The sequence below is a fragment of the Lysinibacillus sphaericus genome (genome assembly GCF_002982115.1).
In the GTDB taxonomy this organism is placed as follows: Bacteria; Bacillota; Bacilli; order Bacillales_A; family Planococcaceae; genus Lysinibacillus; species Lysinibacillus sphaericus.
In genome coordinates this window covers 37776-56945 of the sequence record NZ_CP019980.1, presented here as the reverse complement: position 1 = coordinate 56945, position 19170 = coordinate 37776, and the positions used below count along the sequence as shown (strand labels likewise).

Genomic DNA, 19170 nt, shown 5'->3' with positions numbered 1-19170 from the left:
CGTTTATCCAGTTTTGAAAGAACAATCTTTCAATTAAATACTGTCTAGTGATGATGGCAAAGAGGTCACACCCGTTCCCATACCGAACACGGAAGTTAAGCTCTTTAGCGCCGATGGTAGTTGGGGGCTTCCCCCTGTGAGAGTAGGACGTCGCTAGGCACACAAAGCAGTCAGCATATTGCTGGCTGTTTTTTGTCTATTTTTAGCTTTCGAAAACGATTTCAATAAAATTGTAAGCGTTCTTATGAGTCCATTAGTGCTATTATTTTTTCAAATTGTGTGAAAAAATAAGTGAAAATAATTATGCTAACTATTAATTCTATCAATAATGTTTGGATGTTTAATTTTTTCTTGGTAGCTGATTGTTTAACAGAAAAATATTTTAAAAAGAGATATTTCAGCATTAAATATAGAAAAATGGTTTTAAAAATGAATAATTAGGTATAAGTTTGGACAAACTAAAAAATCTGAATTGTCTTTCTTTTATAAGTTTCTTGACAGTAGCATGACACGTTGTTAATCTTACAATTAATATTCTTTTAACTATAGGAGGAAGTTACGAAAATGTGGGAATCTAAATTTGCCAAAGAAGGTTTAACTTTTGATGATGTATTATTAGTACCAGCTCATTCAGAAGTACTACCGAAAGATGTTGATTTATCAGTTCAACTTACACCAAAGATTAAATTAAATATTCCAATGGTCAGTGCAGGTATGGATACAGTTACAGAATCTAAGATGGCTATTGCTATGGCACGTCAAGGTGGTATCGGTATTATCCATAAAAATATGGGCATAGATGAGCAAGCGGAACAAGTTGAAAAAGTAAAACGTTCTGAAAATGGTGTTATTACAAACCCATTCTTCTTAACTCCGACTCACCAAGTTTTTGATGCTGAACATTTAATGGGTAAATACCGAATTTCAGGTGTACCAATTGTGGATAGTATGGAAAACCAAAAGCTAGTAGGAATTATTACAAATCGTGATTTACGTTTTATTTCTGACTACTCTTTAAAAATTGAAGATGTAATGACAAAAGAAGATTTGATTACGGCTCCTGTTGGAACGACTTTAGAGGATGCGGAAAAGATTCTTCAACAATATAAAATCGAAAAACTTCCTATTGTAGATGAAGAAGGTAAGTTAACTGGTTTAATTACAATTAAGGATATCGAAAAAGTAATTGAGTTCCCGAATGCTGCAAAAGATGTACATGGTCGTTTATTAGTAGGAGCAGCTGTAGGTGTATCTAAAGATACAATGATTCGCATTGAGAAGCTTGTCGAAGCACAGGTGGATATCGTAGTAATCGATACAGCTCACGGTCACTCAGAGGGTGTACTACAAACAATTCGCTCTATCCGCGAAGCATACCCAGAATTAGAAATTATTGCTGGTAACGTGGCAACTGGAGAGGGAGCGCGTGCATTATTTGAAGCTGGTGCAGATGTAGTGAAGGTTGGTATTGGACCAGGATCAATTTGTACAACACGAGTTGTTGCAGGTGTAGGTGTACCTCAAATTACAGCCATTTATGATTGTGCTACAGTAGCGCGTGAATTAGGTAAAACAATTATTGCAGATGGTGGTATTAAATACTCTGGAGACATCGTAAAAGCTCTTGCAGCAGGCGGTAATATCGTAATGCTTGGCTCACTTCTTGCAGGTACTTCTGAATCTCCAGGAGATACTGAAATTTTCCAAGGTCGTCGCTTCAAAGTTTACCGTGGTATGGGATCTATTGGCGCAATGGAAAAAGGTTCAAAAGATCGCTATTTCCAAGAAGATGCAAAAAAACTAGTACCAGAGGGAATTGAAGGTCGACTTCCTTATAAAGGTCCTCTAGCAGATACAGTTTATCAATTGATTGGTGGTATTCGAGCAGGTATGGGTTATTGTGGTGCGCCTAACCTTGAATATTTACGTGACAACGCTCAGTTTGTCCGCATGACAGGTGCAGGTCTTCGTGAATCACACCCGCATGATGTTCAAATTACAAAAGAATCACCGAACTATTCAATGTAATATATTTCAAGCAACTTTTATGCTCTCGTATCGTCTACAAAGATGATACGAGGGCATTTTTTATGAGATAGATTGCGCACCTACTAGGATATCTATGTTAAAATGTCGAGGACAAGATTATTTTTTGGAGGGCAATAAAGGTGAAAAAAACAACGAACACCGTATTACGTTTGCTCCTAATTCCTGTTCTATTATTTAGTATATTTGCAGGTGTTCCTGCAAAAGCAAATGCAGAAACAGATTTAGGGCTGACGGTTGATGCTGCGATTTTAATAGACGCAGATTCAGGAAAAATTTTATATGAACAAAATGCAGATACTTCACTAGGTATCGCTAGTATGACGAAGATGATGACGGAGTACCTACTACTGGACGCAATTGATGCAGGTACGGTGAAATGGGATCAGGAATATCATGTGACGGATTATACGTATCGTATGTCTCAAAACCGTGCATTAAGTAATGTACCGTTACGAAGAGACGGATCATATACAATTCGTGAACTATATGAAGCAATGGCTATCTACTCTGCTAATGCAGCTACAGTGGCAATTGCAGAAACAATTGCTGGTACTGAAACTGAGTTTTTAAAACTAATGAACAAAAAGGCAGAAGAGCTTGGCCTTGAAGGCTATAAGTTTGTAAATGCTTCAGGTCTTAACAATGCTGATTTATTTGGTATGCACCCATCAGGTACTGGTCCAGAAGATGAGAATGTAATGCCTGCTAAATCTGTAGCAAAATTAGCCTATCATTTATTAAAAGATCATCCAAAGGTTTTAGAGACATCTAAAATAACAAAAAAGATATTCCGTGAAGGAACAGATGACGCGATTGAAATGTCAAACTGGAACTTTATGTTACCAGGTCTAGTATTCCAATATGAAGGCGTAGATGGCCTAAAAACAGGTACTACTAACTTTGCAGGGCATTGCTTCACTGGTACTGCAGAACGCAATGGGACACGCTTAATCGCAGTCGTAATGAAAGCTGTCGATGCAAAAGGAGAAGGCTCTTATAAAGCACGTTTTGATGCTACGGCTAAGTTATTTAATTATGGCTTCACACAATTTACAAAACATGAAATTATTCCAGCAAACTATAAGTTTAAAGACCAAAAGACTGTGAAAGTAACTAAAGGGCAAGAAGACAAAGTAGCCATTGCTGTGAAAGAACCAATTTCATTTATGGTGAAATCTTCTGAAAAGGATTTATATCAACCTAAATTAGTTTTAGATAAAAAAAGCCTTGAAGCTAAAGTTAAGAAAGATACAGTAGTAGGGAAGGTCGTTATAGAGCGCACAGAAGGCAAAGATTACGGCTTTATTGATGGTAAGGAGTTTACATCTGATGTCGTGACAACAGCGTCTGTAGAACGTGCTAGCGGTATTTCTCTATTCTTCCAAGGTATCGGTAACTTCTTCGGAAACTTATGGGGCGGCATTACTGATTTTGTTGGTGGATTATTTTAAAAACTAACTAGTAAGAACACGTTTATGTTTGAAAAAACATAGCGTGTTCTTTTTTTCACGTTTTACAGTCAATGTGCATACGCTAATAGGCGAAAGGATGTGGCTAAATGTGTGGAATTACCGGGTGGGCTAGTTTTAAAAATGATTTACGAACAAGCGAGAGCATTGTGAAGTTAATGGCGCAAACATTAAGTAAACGGGGACCAGATGATGAAAATATTTGGTGTAATGAACATATCGCATTTGGCCACCGTCGGTTAGCGGTCATTGACTTAATAGGTGGCAAGCAACCAATGGTGAAAAAACATGATGGCGTAACATATGTCATTACATATAATGGCGAACTGTATAATACCAAAGAATTGCGAAAAGAACTGCAAACAAGAGGACACGACTTTACAACCCAGTCAGATACAGAAGTATTATTAACTGCGTATATTGAGTGGAAAGAACAGTGTGTGAACTATCTAAATGGCATTTTTGCATTTGGTGTGTGGGATGAACAAACGGCATCGCTCTTTCTGTGTCGAGATCGTCTAGGTGTAAAGCCTCTGTATTACACTGAGCAACAAGAAGGATTACTATTTGCTTCGGAGGTCAAGGCATTATTTGCACATCCAGCAGTCCAACCAATTGTTAATAGGGAAGGGCTTGCGACAATCATGGCTGTAGGACCATCTAAACCGCCCGGAAAGTCGCTGTTCCATAATATTCATGAGCTACGACCAGGATACGCAATGCGGTATTCAAAAGAAGGATTACGTATATGGCAATACTGGCAACTTAAAAGTAAAAAACATGAAGAATCATTAGAAGAAACGATTGACCATGTACGGTATTTACTAACCGATGCTATTGAGCGTCAGCTAGTATCAGATGTACCAATTTGTACATTCCTTTCTGGAGGGCTTGATTCCAGTATTATTACTGGAATTGCGGCAAACAGCTTTCAACAACAAAAGAAAGGTAAACTCCACACATACTCTATCGACTATGAGGACAATGAACGTTTCTTTAATCCGCATGCTTTTCAAAATTCAACGGATACCTATTGGATACAAAAAATGAAAGACTCGTTTGATACAACACATCATGCGGAGCAAATTAGCCAACAACAGTTAATTGACTTGTTGAAAGAAGCTGTCTTTGTAAGAGATGCACCTGGTATGGCTGATGTTGACTCATCCTTACTATGGTTTTGCCGAGAAATAAAAAAAGATTTTACGGTTGCTTTATCAGGGGAATGTGCCGATGAAATATTCGGTGGTTATCCATGGTTCAAAGAAAGAGCGACTGGTTTCCCTTGGATTCGTTCATTACCCGAAAGAACAGCTATGTTACGCGAGGAATGGCGTACAAAGTTAGCTGTTGAAAATTACGCGCAGCATGTTTATGAACAAACGATTGGTGAAGTACCTTATTTAGAAGGGGAAAGTACAGACGCAGCTCAACATCGTGAAATGTTTTATTTAAACACGGTATGGTTTATGCAAACATTGCTAGAACGAAAAGATCGGATGAGTATGGGCGCGAGTCTTGAGGTGCGCGTGCCATTTGCAGATCATCGGCTTGTGGAATACGCATGGAATATTCCTTGGGAAATGAAAAATTTAGACGGTATGGAAAAAGGTTTGCTTCGCAAGGCGATGTCACATTTATTACCAGAGGAAGTACTATATCGAAAAAAAAATCCTTATCCAAAAACCTATCATCCAGTTTATACAGCAGGTGTTCAACGATGGTTAACAGAAATTATGAACGATAAACATTCAGTTCTTCATGAATTTTTTGAACGACAAAAACTAGTGGAGCTAATTGACTCTGGAGGAAGTTCATTTAAAGAACCTTGGTATGGACAATTAATGGCAGGACCACAACTGTTAGCCTATTTGGGGCAAATTGATACATGGTTTAAGCATTATAACATTCAACTAAAAGAAAATTAAAAAAAGCACAACCATCTTGTCACTTGAATCGTGACGGAGATGGTTGTTTCGTTTGTATTGCCCAACAATTCATTAACTTCTCAATGGAAGATTCAATCTCGTGTACAGGAATGCCGCCAAAGCCGAGTAAAAATTGAGCTTGTGTGGCCGTATTTTCATCAAGACGATAAGCGGATAATGGATAGATACCGATACCTGCATCATTGGCACTGTGCTGTAATTGTTGCTCGGATAGTTCATGTTGAACATTGAGCAAGATATGCATACCTGCCTGCTCCCCAGTGATTTTTATTTGATTAGAATAATTTTCTAATATCGTCGTGAGCTTCTCATGCTTTTTTCGATATACTTTTCGCATACGATTTAAATGTTTTGAAAAATGTCCATCTCGCATAAAATTGGCTACAATGTGCTGATCGAACCTTGGTACTGTAGATGAATAATAATTAAATACATCATTATAAGTAGCAAGTAGCTTAGGTGGTAGTACAAAATAGGCGACTCGCAAGGAAGGCATTAATGATTTGGTAAATGTACTCATATAGATGACTTTATCATTGCGATCTAAAGCTTGTAGCGCGGGAATTGGTTTTCCAGTATAACGAAATTCCGAATCATAATCATCTTCAATGATATATCGTGATGGACTTTGAGCTGCCCAATTTAAAGCTTGTGCGCGCCTTGTGGCAGACAATACAGCGCCAGTAGGGAATTGATGCGACGGCGTGATATAAACGACATTAGCAGTTGTTTTTTCTAGTTGATGAATAAGGATACCTTCATCATCTACTGCAATTGGACAAACCTGTCGTTTGTGTTGTAAAAACATCCGATGCACGGTCGGATAACCAGGGTTTTCGAGTGCAAAGCAAGTGTCTTCGCTGAAAAGACGCAAAATCATCGGGAGCAGTTGTTCTGTACCTGAACCAATGACAATTTGCTCTGGGCTGCAAATAACGCCGCGCGATTGATATAAGTAATTTGCAATCTCTGTACGTAACGCTAATTCTCCTTGAGGTTCTCCAGTCAATAATAATTCTTTGGAGGTATCATCAAAAAGTTCTTTTGCATATTTTCGCCATGTTTGAAATGGGAAGGCATCAATATCTATGGAACCAGGGTTAAAATCAATGGCATATGTTTTTTTCCGAGGTTGCTCTTTTAGCAGCATAGATGTGTCTTGCTGTATATAGGGGAGCTCATCAATATCCTCTACAAAATAACCGACCCGAGATTTTGATATTATATAACCCTCTGCAAGTAATTGGGCATAGGCAATTTCGATTGTTGTTTGAGAAATATTTAAAAAATCTGCCAATTTTCGCTTCGAAGGTAATTTTTCTCCGACCGTAATTTTCTTTGTAATAATCGCTTCTTTAATACCGCTATAAAGCTGATCATATAGCGGTTTTCCACCGTTTTTTTCAAGCTGAAATAAAAGCATATCCATGTTCGATTTTTCACCTGACCTTATAATTATTTTATAAACTGAATATTTTGATATGGTCAATTTCTATTATACTAAATTTCATCACAAAGGTGGAGGTAGAAAAGAATGAAGCAAACAGGAACAGAATTAGTAAAACGTGGGATGGCGGAAATGCAAAAGGGTGGCGTGATTATGGATGTCATTAATGCGGAGCAGGCGAAAATTGCTGAAGCAGCGGGTGCTGTGGCTGTGATGGCATTAGAGCGAGTGCCTTCAGATATACGAAAGGCAGGAGGAGTGGCACGCATGGCAGATCCTCGTATTGTAGAGGAGGTTATGGCGGCTGTCACAATTCCTGTTATGGCGAAAGCACGTATTGGTCATATCGTTGAAGCTCGCGTGTTAGAGGCAATGGGCGTTGATTATATTGATGAGAGTGAAGTGTTAACGCCAGCGGATGAGGAATATCATTTATTGAAAAGTGACTATACAGTGCCATTTGTATGCGGCTGTCGTGATTTAGGAGAAGCGGCTCGTCGTATCGGTGAAGGGGCATCTATGCTACGGACGAAAGGTGAGCCAGGTACAGGGAATATTGTAGAGGCTGTACGCCATATTCGTAAGGTCAATGCCCAAGTACGAAAAGTTGTCGGGATGACTGAGGATGAGTTAATGACTGAGGCAAAATTGCTTGGTGCGCCATTTGAATTATTACGAGAAATTAAAAAGCTTGGTCGATTACCAGTTGTAAACTTTGCCGCAGGCGGTGTAGCGACACCAGCAGACGCAGCATTAATGATGGAGTTAGGTGCTGATGGAGTATTTGTGGGCTCTGGTATTTTTAAATCGGAAAATCCTGAGAAATTTGCACGTGCCATTGTAGAAGCAACGACGCATTATAAAGATTATAAATTGATTGCAGAAATTTCAAAAGAGCTGGGTGTGCCGATGAAAGGTATTGATATTGCACAACTTAGTCAAAGTGAACGTATGCAAGAACGAGGCTGGTAATATGAAGAGAGTCGGTGTATTAGCATTACAGGGTGCTGTTAGAGAGCATGTACGAATGTTAGAGACACTTGGTTGTCAAACGGTTTTAGTCAAGCATAAGGAGCAATTAGAAGGGCTTGATGGACTTATATTACCAGGTGGAGAAAGTACAACAATGCGCAAGTTACTTGATCGCTATGAACTATTGGGGCCCATTCGTTCACTTGCGCAAAAAGGCGTACCAATATTCGGCACGTGTGCTGGATTGATATTATTGGCAAAAGAAGTAGTTGACCATGATCCACATTTAGCTGTAATGGATGTTGTCGTTGCTCGAAATTCATATGGACGTCAAGTAGATAGCTTTGAAGTGAATTTAAATATCCAAGCGATTGGCGAAGCAATACCAGCTGTCTTTATACGCGCACCGCATATTGTGTCAGTTGGGGAAGGTGTTGAAGTGCTAGCGGAGCATGACGGAAAAATTGTGCTAGCGCGAGATGGTCATTTACTTGGCTGTTCATTTCATCCTGAACTAACGACAGATTTGCGCATTGTCAAATATTTTGTGACGACCATGGTGTGACTTGCAAAATGTCGTTTCATATAGTACAGTATGGATAAAATTTAAATAATTGAACACGATGATGGGAAGTAGTAGCAAGCACGTTTTTTTTAGAGAGTCAGCGGGTGGTGGAAGCTGATAAAAGCACTTGTGAATCCGTCCTGGAGTTGCGCAGTCGAAGTGAATGAAGTAGGCTGTCGCCGGCTGAAATGCCGTTATGAGATAAGTGGACTAGGCAATCTGTCTGGTCAATTAGGGTGGCAACGCGGGTAGCTCTCGTCCCTTTCATGGGATGAGGGCTTTTTTGTGTTCTATCTTATCTATAAATTCCCATCATTTATGAATCTACTACTGGAGGTATGAAGGATGTTAGATATTAAACGCGTCCGTGATAACTTCGCGGAAATTAAAGAAATGCTATTAACACGCAATGAAGATTTAGGAAACTTAGATGATTTTGAAGCTTTAGATACAAAACGTCGCGAATTAATCGCGAAAGCAGAAGAACTGAAAGCAGAACGAAATAAAGTATCTGAACAAATTTCTGTTATGAAACGTAATAAAGAAAATGCTGATGAAGTCATCGCACGTATGCGTCAAGTTGGCGATGAAATTAAAGAGCTAGATACACAACTCAATGAAGTAGAAGACCGTTTTAAAGATATGATGATGCGCTTACCAAACGTGCCACATGAATCTGTGCCAGTCGGTACTACGGAAGACGACAATGTAGTGGAATATACGTGGGGCGAAGTACCAACTTTTGATTTTGATATTAAAGCACACTGGGATATCGCAACAGATTTACAAATTGTAGATTTTGAACGTGGAGCAAAAGTAGCGGGCAGTCGTTTCTTATTCTATCGTGGCTTAGGTGCTCGTTTAGAACGTGCATTAATGAGCTTTATGATGGATTTACATGCAGAAGAGCATGGTTATGAAGAAATGCTACCACCTGTTATTGTTAATCGAGATAGCTTAACGGGTACAGGTCAGCTACCTAAATTTGAAGAAGATGTATTTAAACTAGATGATACAGATTACTTTATGATTCCAACAGCAGAAGTACCTGTTACGAATTTCTATCGTGATGAAATTCTACCTATTGAAGTTTTACCACAAGGCTTTGCAGCGTATAGCGCTTGCTTCCGCTCAGAAGCGGGCTCTGCCGGTCGCGATACACGTGGCTTAATTCGTCAGCACCAATTTAATAAAGTGGAATTAGTCCGTTTTGTAAAACCAGAGGAATCTTATGAACAGCTAGAATTATTAACAGGTCACGCTGAAAAAGTATTACAATTATTAGGTTTACCTTATCGTAAATTAAAAATGTGTACAGCTGATTTAGGCTTCACTGCTGCCAAAAAATATGATTTAGAAGTATGGATTCCAGCACAAAATATGTACCGTGAAATTTCTTCTTGCTCAAACTTTGAGGATTTCCAAGCGCGTCGTGCCAATATCCGCTTCCGCCGTGAGCCAAATGCTAAACCAGAATACGTACACACATTAAATGGTTCAGGTCTTGCTATTGGTCGAACAGTGGCTGCCATCCTTGAAAACTATCAGCAAGCCGACGGAAGCGTAGCTATTCCAGAGGTATTAGTTCCTTATATGGGCGGCAAAAAAGTCATTGCACCGAAGTAATTAAATTCTCCAAACTATATAGATTTAGCTATTCATGCTTTTGCAACTACTAAAAAATTAGAACTGTTCACTAGTTGTTGGTAGCGGAAAGCACCGCCGTTGCAGACAACAACGGCATAGCAAAAAAGTGTTAGATTGACTACAGTCAATCTAACACTTTTTCTCTTTTGTTTTAGTTCTAAATCAGACAACAGAAGTGACTATGTTTAGGTGATTTATACCCTATTGTACTTCAAGTGTATATGGTTGAGTACTAGCTTTGCCGTTTAATTCACTTACTTCAATATAGTAAGTTCCTTTGTCTAATTCAACTGTACCTACTTCCGGATCTTCAGTTCCGTAAAGATCAAAAGTTCCTACTGTTTTTCCTTTTGCATCAATGATACGGATAACACCATCCAGTGCTTTTTCTGTTTGTAGAGAGAAGAATACATCGCGTTTGCTATCAATATTTAATTCAAAGTAGTCTTTATCGCCAAACGGAACACCGGCATTTAAATATTGCGAAGCAACCCATTTGTTATCTTTTTTCGTAAGCTTAGATGGCTTTGTTGGTATACCATTGATTAATTCGGAATCCTTATCTTCATCGACTTGATTGTGTTTATACATGCTTAAAGTATATGGATGAATCGATACTTGTTCAAGGTTCATACCGTTAATAATAATAAAATAACCATGATTCTTTTTCGCTTTAAAAGAGGTATTAACATCAGTTGTGCCAATAATACCGAGTAATAGTTCAAAAATGTTATTGCCTTGTCCAAATTGAATTTCGGTTTCCAATTCTTTTGGATCAATTTCCATGTTGCCATTTGTATCTTCAATTATAGAACCTGAAAATTTAAAGGCATTTTGAAGCTCTTTAGGTAATTGATTTAGCTGTTCATTTGTCATAGGTACAGAAGAAACAAGAAGGCTCATGATTTCATCTTGACCGCGTTGTTTATAGTAGTAGTAATCAATATCATCTTGATAAATGATATGATCTTTATAGATTGTACCAGGTTGCACCGCTTGAGCATTTATTGTTGTGTTATTATCACTTTTATAATCTGATGGGATAGCTGCTAATTTACTTGTTTTAAGAGTATATGGTTCAGCCGAGCGAGCACCTTGATTCATTACCTTTACAACATAAGTTTTGTCCTTTTTCAATGCGACTGCTTTTGCATCATTGGCATTACTAGTTGAGCCAAGAAGTAAACTTAGTATCCCCATATCATTACTTAATGAAGAAACTGCTAATAATTCGTTTGTTTCCTCATCATATTCAAAAATAGTTCCAGCTGGAATTTGATTCATGCCTTTTTTAACTTGGAAACCATATACGGCATCTTCTTCGGGCTTTAATAAGAAGTAATCTTCATCAAATTCTGTTTGGAAGTAAGCTTTTTTATCTTGACCAATGTCAAAAGGAACGGCTTGCTCCATAATTAGAGCTATGTCTTCCGGATTACCCATAGCACCAGGATCCATAAACATATTGAATAAATTATTTATTTGATTGTCTTTTTTTGTTTGATATTGAGTTAAAGGTAAAAGCTCATTTTCTACATTACCTTCTGGCATTTCCTCATTTAACGGTAACCCGTCTTCATCTTCAGGAAGGGTAACGACTTCACCCTTTAATGTATAAGGGATGATGGATTCACTTATCGTTTCTTCATTTTCAATGCCGCCGCTAAAGAACATATCAAGTGAAAAAGCACTACTGCCTTGATTGGATACGTTTAATACATATTCTGTCCCAGGAATAGCGTCAACAATAAGGTTTACACCGTCGCCTTTATCTGCGCTATAGCTTGTTTGAATTGGATAGGCCTCATACATTTCCTCATCATTAACGTTTTCTGCTGGTACAGCATCTAATTCTTCCTTTAGATAAAGTTCCATAGAGGCTGTAACACCTGGAATACCAGACAAATCAAATCGCAGCGTTGTTGGTTCTTTTACTGAAAATGTGAAATAATCTTGGTCGCTTTGTTGATCTTTAGAAAGCAGGGTATAGTTTTTCCCTTTTGTACTGAATGGGAACTGTTGAATGTTCTCCTTTTTGTCCATCTCTAATGAATCAACTGGTAAATCCTTCGTTGTTTGAGCAGTGAATACATAATTCGACTCACCATTTAAGTTATAGCTGCCATTATAATCTTTAACCCCAACAAGCAGTGTTCCTTTTTGATCTGCTTTGTATAGGTATCCCTCTTGCTTTCCTACACGCACATCATTGACATGGATTGGGTCGACTTCCTCTTTGCTATCTGTAGGGTAGAAATACAATTCAAGTGCATAATCGTATTTGTTTGCACCCTTTAATGTCAGTTGAGCATATTCATTTGCATCTAAATCAACCTTGTACCATTTTTTTTCGTTTGGTTGTTTGAATTCACCTTTTTCTGAATTCAATGTATTCTTTGCAAGAACTTTGGCGTTTTTAATACGTTCTTCCGTTGTTTCTGAATACTCTTTCGGAAGATTATTGACATTAAACTGTAATGCTTTCACCGGGTTGATAAGACCATGTCCATATGTAAGATCATAGCCTTTCTCACCTAGATTATTTGCGGTCATTTCGAGAATAGCTTCTACTTCATGAGGCTTTAAATTTGGATGTTTTGATTTTAGTAGGGAGGCAACACCTGCTACAACGGGAGCTGCCATTGATGTCCCACTAAATTTGACAAAGGATGATCCCTTTTTCTCGTCGTGAACGGTACTGTATATTTCCTCACCTGGTGCTACCACGTCAACCGATGGACCATAGTTTGAATAGCTTGATAGTTTGTTGATATCATTTGTAGAACCTACGCTAATGACACCTTCGTAAGAAGCAGGGAAAGAATATTCATCTGTCGATTCGTTTCCTGCTGCTGCTACAATCGTAATTCCTTTATCTATCGCTTGCTTAACAGCGTCTTTCATTAATGGAGATTCTCCATAACCACCAAGACTCATGTTAATAACATCAGCGCCCTGTTCAATGGCGTAAAGAATACCTTGTGCAATGACGAAATCATTGGCACCTTCTTCTCCGTTGAATACATCAATTGGAAGAAGCTTAGCATTTGGATTAATCCCATGTCCTCCTACATTATTATCTTTTGCAGCGCCAATAATACCCGCTACATGTGTTCCGTGGTCACCAGTATAAGTGGTATTGGCTGGTGCTGCGGCATTATACGGTGGAAGTACTTGAGATTTTAAATCAGGGTGTTTAAAATCCACACCAGAATCGATAACCGCTACTTTTACTTCATGATTACCTGCTAACTCTAGTGCCTTATCCATTTGAAGTAAGTTTAAATGATACATATCTTTTTTCTTTGGATCTGCTCCGTTAGCGAAGGAATGATAAACGTAGCTTGGGGATACACTTTTAACGCCGTCTTGCTTTGCATAATAAGAAACTGCTTTTTCTAAAGAAATTCCCTTTTTCAGTTGGATTACATCATATCCTAGTGATGGAATAGATCGTATTACTTTGGAGCCAATGTTTTTATGTGCGTTCTTAGCAAGACCTGTATGCTTGACGATAATGGTATCTTTACTAATCCATTCCTTATCATTTTTTACATACTTTAATGCTTTTTCCTTATTGCTAGCTATAAGACTTTTCTCTACTTCTGTGTGCTGTGCTGTTTTTTCTGGTGCTGTAGCATAGGCAGAAGCAGCAGGAACCATTAGTGAAGCTGACGCTACTAAAGCAATTGATTTCTTCATCCATTTTTTCAATTGTTCTCTCTCCCATGATGTTTTATTTATTCTATATCTAATACGAATGAAACGTGGAAAAGTTTCGGATAAAAGGATAATTTCGGTCTACTTTCCTGATTTACCCCTATTATTAGAGAATAGAAAAAGGTACCCACCTAAATTTGGGGGTACCTTTTTCATGTTGACAGCAAATGCTCTCGTAAATACCACTTATTGTGGCTCACTAGATTCTGCCATTTTCCGTGCTTTTTTCTCAGCTTTTTTTCGTTCGCGTAATGCTCTAAAAAAATCGGTTAAAATTTGTCCGCATTCTTCAGCTAATATACCTTCCGTTACATCACAGTCATGGTTGAAGCGCGCATCATTTAATAAATGATAGAGTGAATCGACACAGCCAGCTTTTATGTCCCGTGCGCCGTATACAACACGTGGCACTCGCGACTGCAAAATAGCCCCTGCACACATAGGGCAAGGTTCCAGTGTGACATAAAGTGTTGTTTGTTCAAGACGCCAACTACCAAGTTTTTTACATGCTTCTTGAATCACCATTAATTCGGCATGCGTAGTTGCATTTTGAGTTGTTTCACGTAGATTATGCGCGCGCGCAATAATTTCTCCTTCATATACAAGAACGGCCCCTATTGGTACCTCACCAAGCAAAGCAGCTTTTTTTGCTTCCTCTAAAGCTTGGTTCATAAATATGCGGTCTTTTTCAAAAATATCCACTAGAATCTCTCCTTACAGAGTAGTGTATCATGCGGGTGGCGTTTTGTATTTTGCTTTGAATTGACATTTCTAAAATAACCCTATATATTTATATATGAACACATGCTCATATATAAATAAACTATAGGAGGAACGGAAAATGGATGAACAAGTTAAACAGGGCGAAATAGAAACCGGTAATGGCAAGCACTTAGATGAGGAAACGTTATTTGTTGTTTCTCAAACGTTTAAAGCATTGAGTGATCCAACAAGAATACGGATTTTAAATTTATTATGTTCAGATGAGCATTCGGTTAACGACATTGCTGAAATATTAGACTTAAGTCAGTCAACGGTATCCCATCAATTACGATTTTTAAAAAATTTACGATTAGTAAAATTCAGGAGGGAAGGAACAAGCTTATATTATTCAAAAGATGATGACCACATTATGAATTTATTGAAGCAAGCAATTGAACACGCTACGCACAACTAATTGTATGAATTAATATTTGGAGGGGAAAACGATGGGGCATAATCACGATCACGGTCATGATCATACACATGGTGCAAATAAAAAGGTGCTTTTACTATCCTTTATCATCATTACGAGTTATATGGTGATTGAAGCAATTGGTGGGTTCTTAACAAATAGTTTGGCACTTTTATCGGATGCTGGCCATATGTTAAGTGACTCAATTTCTTTAGCCATTGCACTTCTTGCTTTTATTTTTGGAGAAAAAGCAGCTAGCTTTAGTAAAACATATGGTTATAAAAGGTTTGAAATATTAGCTGCAGTGTTAAATGGTGTAACATTAATTTTAATTGCGTTATTTATTTTCTATGAAGCCATTGAGCGTTTTGCAAATCCACCAGAAGTAGCAACAACAGGTATGCTGATTATTAGTGTAATTGGTTTGTTAATTAATATAGTAGTGGCTTGGATTATGATGCGGGGTGGAGATACGGAAGACAATTTAAACATGCGTGGTGCATTTTTACATGTTCTTAGTGATATGCTTGGCTCTGTCGGTGCCATCATTGCTGCTTTAGTCATTATGTTTTTCGGCTGGGGCTGGGCCGATCCACTTGCCAGTGTTATTGTTGCATTATTAGTACTACGTAGTGGATATTTTGTGACAAAGTCTGCTATCCATGTTCTTATGGAAGGAACACCTTCAAATGTCGACGTTCAGGAAATCATTCAAATAATGGAGCAAACTGAAGGTGTGCAAAGTATTCATGATCTTCATATTTGGACGATAACTAGCGGAACAAATGCATTGTCCTGTCATGCAGTTGTCGATGACCAGCTAAACATTGGAGAAAGCGAGCATATTTTACGTGAAATTGAACATAATCTTGAACATAAGGGCATAAAGCATATAACGATTCAATTGGAAACCGCAGCGAACCGCCATGATGAATCAATTTTATGTAATCTTAAGAGTGAGCCAGTTCATCACGATCACCATTAATTATAAAAAAATAAAACGCCTATTTACATACCCTTCGTGGGTATAGTATGATATTAGCAAATAGGAGGTGAAGAATTTGGAGGACACAGTGAAAGAGGATGCTTGTCATACAGAGGAAACTGCATCGTGTCGAAAAAGTCATCACCCTGAGCGCGTGAAAAAGGATTTAACGACTCGCTTAAATCGAGTAGAAGGTCAAATCCGAGGTATTAAGGGAATGATTGAAAAAGACGTTTACTGTGATGATATCATCACGCAACTGTCTGCCACGCAATCAGCTTTGAATAGCGTAGCGAAAATTTTATTAGAAGGTCATTTAAAAGGCTGTGTCGTAGATCGCCTATCTGAAGGCGATGAAGCGGTTCTAGATGAGTTAGTCGTGACCATTCAAAAATTAATGAAAAAATAATTTTACGGGTAGTTACTCTTATATAGCATGTACATTAAATTTAAAGGAGAGATATTTATGCAAAATGTAACATTAAACGTACAAGGAATGTCATGTGGACATTGTGTCAATGCAGTGGAAAAAAGTGTCGGCGCATTAGCGGGTGTAGAACAAGTAACAGTAAATTTAGCAGATGGTTTGGTAGATGTCGCATTTGACGATGCCCAAGTATCACTTGCGCAAATTAAAGAAACGATTGACGATCAAGGCTACGAGGTAGAATAAGATCAATAGGGTGCTCACAAGGCACTCTATTATTTTCAAATTTATATACCCCTATATGGTATAGAAAGAGGTGGGAAGTTAATGCGTTCTGAATTGAAGGAAACGAACCTACAAATTACTGGCATGACTTGCGCAGCGTGTGCTACGCGTATTGAGAAAGGCTTGAAAAAAATGGAGGGTGTCGAGCAAGCAACCGTAAACTTAGCGCTTGAAAAATCCTCTATAAAATATGATCCAGCAATATTGAGTGAAGTAGACTTTGAAAAGAAAATCGAAGCGTTAGGCTATGGCGTCGTAAAACAGAAAGCGGAACTTGATATTACAGGTATGACGTGTGCTGCATGTGCCACTCGTATTGAGAAAGGTTTAAATAAGCTTTCAGGTGTTTCAACAGCAACTGTAAACTTGGCACTTGAAAAAGCATCCATCGAATTTAATCCAACAGAGGTTTCTGTATCGGATATTATCGGTAAGGTTGAGAAGCTGGGATATGGTGCTCATCAAAAAGCGGATGAGCGAGCAACTGAAGATTATCGAGAAAAGGCAATAAAACAACAGCAACAAAAATTTCTTTTTTCAGCTATTCTTTCGCTACCATTACTGTGGACGATGGTTGCTCACTTTTCATTGACATCGTTTTTATATGTCCCCGATTTTTTAATGAATCCTTGGGTGCAATTAGTGTTAGCTACACCAGTTCAATTTATTATTGGGAAACAATTTTATGTAGGTGCATATAAAGCTTTACGTAATGGCAGTGCTAATATGGATGTCCTTGTCGTTATGGGGACTTCAGCAGCTTATTTTTACAGCGTTTATCAAGCCATTGTTACAGTTAATTCACATCATGGACCGCATCTATACTTTGAAACGAGTGCCGTTTTAATTACGTTAATTCTTTTAGGTAAATTATTCGAAGCAAAGGCAAAAGGGCGTTCATCAGAAGCGATTAAAAAGCTAATGGGTCTGCAAGCAAAATCTGCGATAGTTGTGCGAGATGGAGTAGAAAAAGAAGTCCCATTAGAAGAAGTTGTGATTGGTGATATTTTATTAGTTAAACCAGGTGAAAAAATTCCTGTAGATGGTGAAGTAGTAGAAGGTACAACAGCCGTTGATGAATCAATGCTAACAGGGGAAAGTCTTCCGGTAGATAAAAAACAAGGAGATGTATTATACGGTTCAACCATTAATAAAAATGGCTTTGTGAAAATGTTAGCAACCAAAGTTGGTCGAGACACAGCACTTGCTCAAATTATTAAAGTTGTAGAAGATGCACAAGGTTCAAAAGCTCCCATACAACGTTTAGCAGACCAAATTTCGGGTATATTCGTGCCGATTGTTGTTGGTATTGCGATTGTGACATTCCTTGTTTGGATTTTATGGGTAAAACCTGGTGAATTTACACCTGCACTAGAAGTGTTAATTGCGGTTCTTGTTATTGCTTGTCCTTGTGCGCTAGGCTTAGCGACACCGACCTCTATTATGGCAGGTTCTGGTCGCGCCGCTGAATTTGGGATTTTGTTTAAAGGGGGCGAGCATTTAGAACAAACGCAACGCATTGATACAGTTGTTGTCGATAAAACAGGAACCGTAACACACGGCAAACCGATATTAACAGACGTTGTACTAGCAACGGGGCAAGAAGAAGCATCCTTTCTTTCATTGATTGGGGCAGCAGAGAAACAATCCGAACATCCGCTAGCACAAGCCATTGTGCAAGGAATTGAAGAGCGAAGTATCACACTTGGCGATGTTCAATTTTTTGAGGCCATTCCAGGTTACGGCGTGCAAGCAACCGTTTCGGGTCAAGGTGTGGTAATCGGGACACGTAAATTAATGCAACAATATGATATAGATATTCAGCATATATTGCCGACAATGGAGACATTAGAGGAAAACGGTAAAACCGCTATGTTGGCTGCTATAAACGGTCAATATGCTGGCCTTGTTGCTGTTGCAGATACGGTAAAAGATACGTCAAAAGAAGCCATTCGTCGTTTACAGGATATGGGTATTACAGTCATTATGATGACGGGTGATAACGAACGGACTGCGCAAGCAATCGGTCAGGAAGTTGGGGTTAACCATGTTATCGCAGAAGTACTTCCAGAAGGAAAAGCGGATGAAGTGAAAAAACTGCAAGCTACAGGCAAAAACGTAGCGATGGTTGGTGATGGCATTAATGATGCACCAGCATTAGCAACTGCCAATATTGGGATGGCCATAGGAACTGGTACAGATGTGGCAATGGAGGCTGCTGATATTACGCTTATTCGTGGTGATTTAACTAGCATTGCGGATGCCATTATTATGAGTCGTAAAACAATGCGCAATATTAAGCAAAATCTATTTTGGGCATTTGCATATAATACATTAGGGATTCCAATTGCAGCTATGGGCCTTCTTGCACCGTGGGTAGCGGGTGCAGCTATGGCATTCAGCTCAGTGTCCGTCGTGTTAAATGCCTTACGTTTACAACGAGCAAAATTATAGTGCAAATTATAGTGCCAGTCACTCAAA

At 38.5% G+C, this 19170-nt stretch carries 14 protein-coding genes, 1 rRNA gene and 1 other annotated feature; of the genes, 12 read left to right on the top strand and 3 right to left on the bottom strand.

Going from position 1 to position 19170, the window contains the following annotated elements; all coding sequences use genetic code 11:
• Positions 1-43: 43 nt before the first annotated feature.
• The 4 genes from rrf to asnB all read left to right on the top strand — a co-directional run bounded on the left by rrf (position 44) and on the right by asnB (position 5446).
• Positions 44-159, top strand: a 5S ribosomal RNA gene (rrf, locus tag LS41612_RS00245).
• Between the two features lie 405 nt (positions 160-564).
• Positions 565-2028, top strand: coding sequence for an IMP dehydrogenase (gene guaB / locus LS41612_RS00240; protein WP_024362932.1), 1464 nt, complete (start codon positions 565-567; stop codon positions 2026-2028).
• A 140-nt stretch (positions 2029-2168) separates the two neighbouring features.
• Positions 2169-3500 carry a D-alanyl-D-alanine carboxypeptidase family protein gene (locus LS41612_RS00235; RefSeq protein WP_024362933.1) on the top strand — a complete coding sequence of 444 codons (1332 nt, stop codon included), beginning with the start codon at positions 2169-2171 and terminating at the stop codon, positions 3498-3500.
• Between the two features lie 107 nt (positions 3501-3607).
• Positions 3608-5446, top strand: coding sequence for an asparagine synthase (glutamine-hydrolyzing) (gene asnB, locus LS41612_RS00230; protein ID WP_024362934.1), 1839 nt, complete (start codon positions 3608-3610; stop codon positions 5444-5446).
• Positions 5447-5465: 19 nt separating this feature from the next.
• Here the strand turns inward: asnB and pdxR are convergent, their stop codons facing one another.
• Positions 5466-6896 (bottom strand): MocR-like pyridoxine biosynthesis transcription factor PdxR, encoded by a 1431-nt coding sequence (gene pdxR, locus LS41612_RS00225; protein ID WP_024362935.1) that lies wholly within the window; start codon positions 6894-6896, stop codon positions 5466-5468.
• A 105-nt stretch (positions 6897-7001) separates the two neighbouring features.
• Here pdxR and pdxS point away from each other — a divergent pair, with 105 nt between their 5' ends.
• The 3 genes from pdxS to serS all read left to right on the top strand — a co-directional run bounded on the left by pdxS (position 7002) and on the right by serS (position 10077).
• Positions 7002-7886 carry a pyridoxal 5'-phosphate synthase lyase subunit PdxS gene (pdxS, locus tag LS41612_RS00220; RefSeq protein ID WP_024362936.1) on the top strand — a complete coding sequence of 295 codons (885 nt, stop codon included), beginning with the start codon at positions 7002-7004 and terminating at the stop codon, positions 7884-7886.
• Position 7887: 1 nt separating this feature from the next.
• A complete protein-coding gene (gene pdxT / locus LS41612_RS00215; RefSeq protein WP_024362937.1) occupies positions 7888-8451 on the top strand; it encodes a pyridoxal 5'-phosphate synthase glutaminase subunit PdxT in 564 nt (187 codons plus the stop codon).
• A 49-nt stretch (positions 8452-8500) separates the two neighbouring features.
• Positions 8501-8717: a binding site (T-box leader), on the top strand.
• A gap of 79 nt (positions 8718-8796) precedes the next feature.
• Complete coding sequence (gene serS, locus LS41612_RS00210) at positions 8797-10077, top strand: serine--tRNA ligase (protein WP_024362938.1); 1281 nt, start codon at positions 8797-8799, stop codon at positions 10075-10077.
• A gap of 222 nt (positions 10078-10299) precedes the next feature.
• Here serS and LS41612_RS00205 read toward each other — a convergent pair whose 3' ends face one another.
• A complete protein-coding gene (locus LS41612_RS00205; protein WP_024362939.1) occupies positions 10300-13812 on the bottom strand; it encodes a S8 family peptidase in 3513 nt (1170 codons plus the stop codon).
• A 192-nt stretch (positions 13813-14004) separates the two neighbouring features.
• A complete protein-coding gene (gene tadA, locus LS41612_RS00200; RefSeq protein WP_024362940.1) occupies positions 14005-14520 on the bottom strand; it encodes a tRNA adenosine(34) deaminase TadA in 516 nt (171 codons plus the stop codon).
• A 139-nt stretch (positions 14521-14659) separates the two neighbouring features.
• Between tadA and LS41612_RS00195 the strand changes: the two genes are divergently transcribed.
• The 5 genes from LS41612_RS00195 (at position 14660) to LS41612_RS00175 (ending at position 19143) form a co-directional block, all read left to right on the top strand.
• Positions 14660-14995 (top strand): ArsR/SmtB family transcription factor, encoded by a 336-nt coding sequence (locus tag LS41612_RS00195; RefSeq protein WP_024362941.1) that lies wholly within the window; start codon positions 14660-14662, stop codon positions 14993-14995.
• A gap of 31 nt (positions 14996-15026) precedes the next feature.
• Positions 15027-15977 carry a cation diffusion facilitator family transporter gene (locus LS41612_RS00190; RefSeq protein WP_024362942.1) on the top strand — a complete coding sequence of 317 codons (951 nt, stop codon included), beginning with the start codon at positions 15027-15029 and terminating at the stop codon, positions 15975-15977.
• A gap of 76 nt (positions 15978-16053) precedes the next feature.
• A complete protein-coding gene (locus LS41612_RS00185; RefSeq protein WP_024362943.1) occupies positions 16054-16386 on the top strand; it encodes a metal-sensitive transcriptional regulator in 333 nt (110 codons plus the stop codon).
• A 57-nt stretch (positions 16387-16443) separates the two neighbouring features.
• Complete coding sequence (copZ, locus tag LS41612_RS00180; protein ID WP_024362944.1) at positions 16444-16650, top strand: copper chaperone CopZ; 207 nt, start codon at positions 16444-16446, stop codon at positions 16648-16650.
• Between the two features lie 81 nt (positions 16651-16731).
• Positions 16732-19143, top strand: coding sequence for a heavy metal translocating P-type ATPase (locus tag LS41612_RS00175; protein WP_024362945.1), 2412 nt, complete (start codon positions 16732-16734; stop codon positions 19141-19143).
• Positions 19144-19170: the final 27 nt, after the last annotated feature.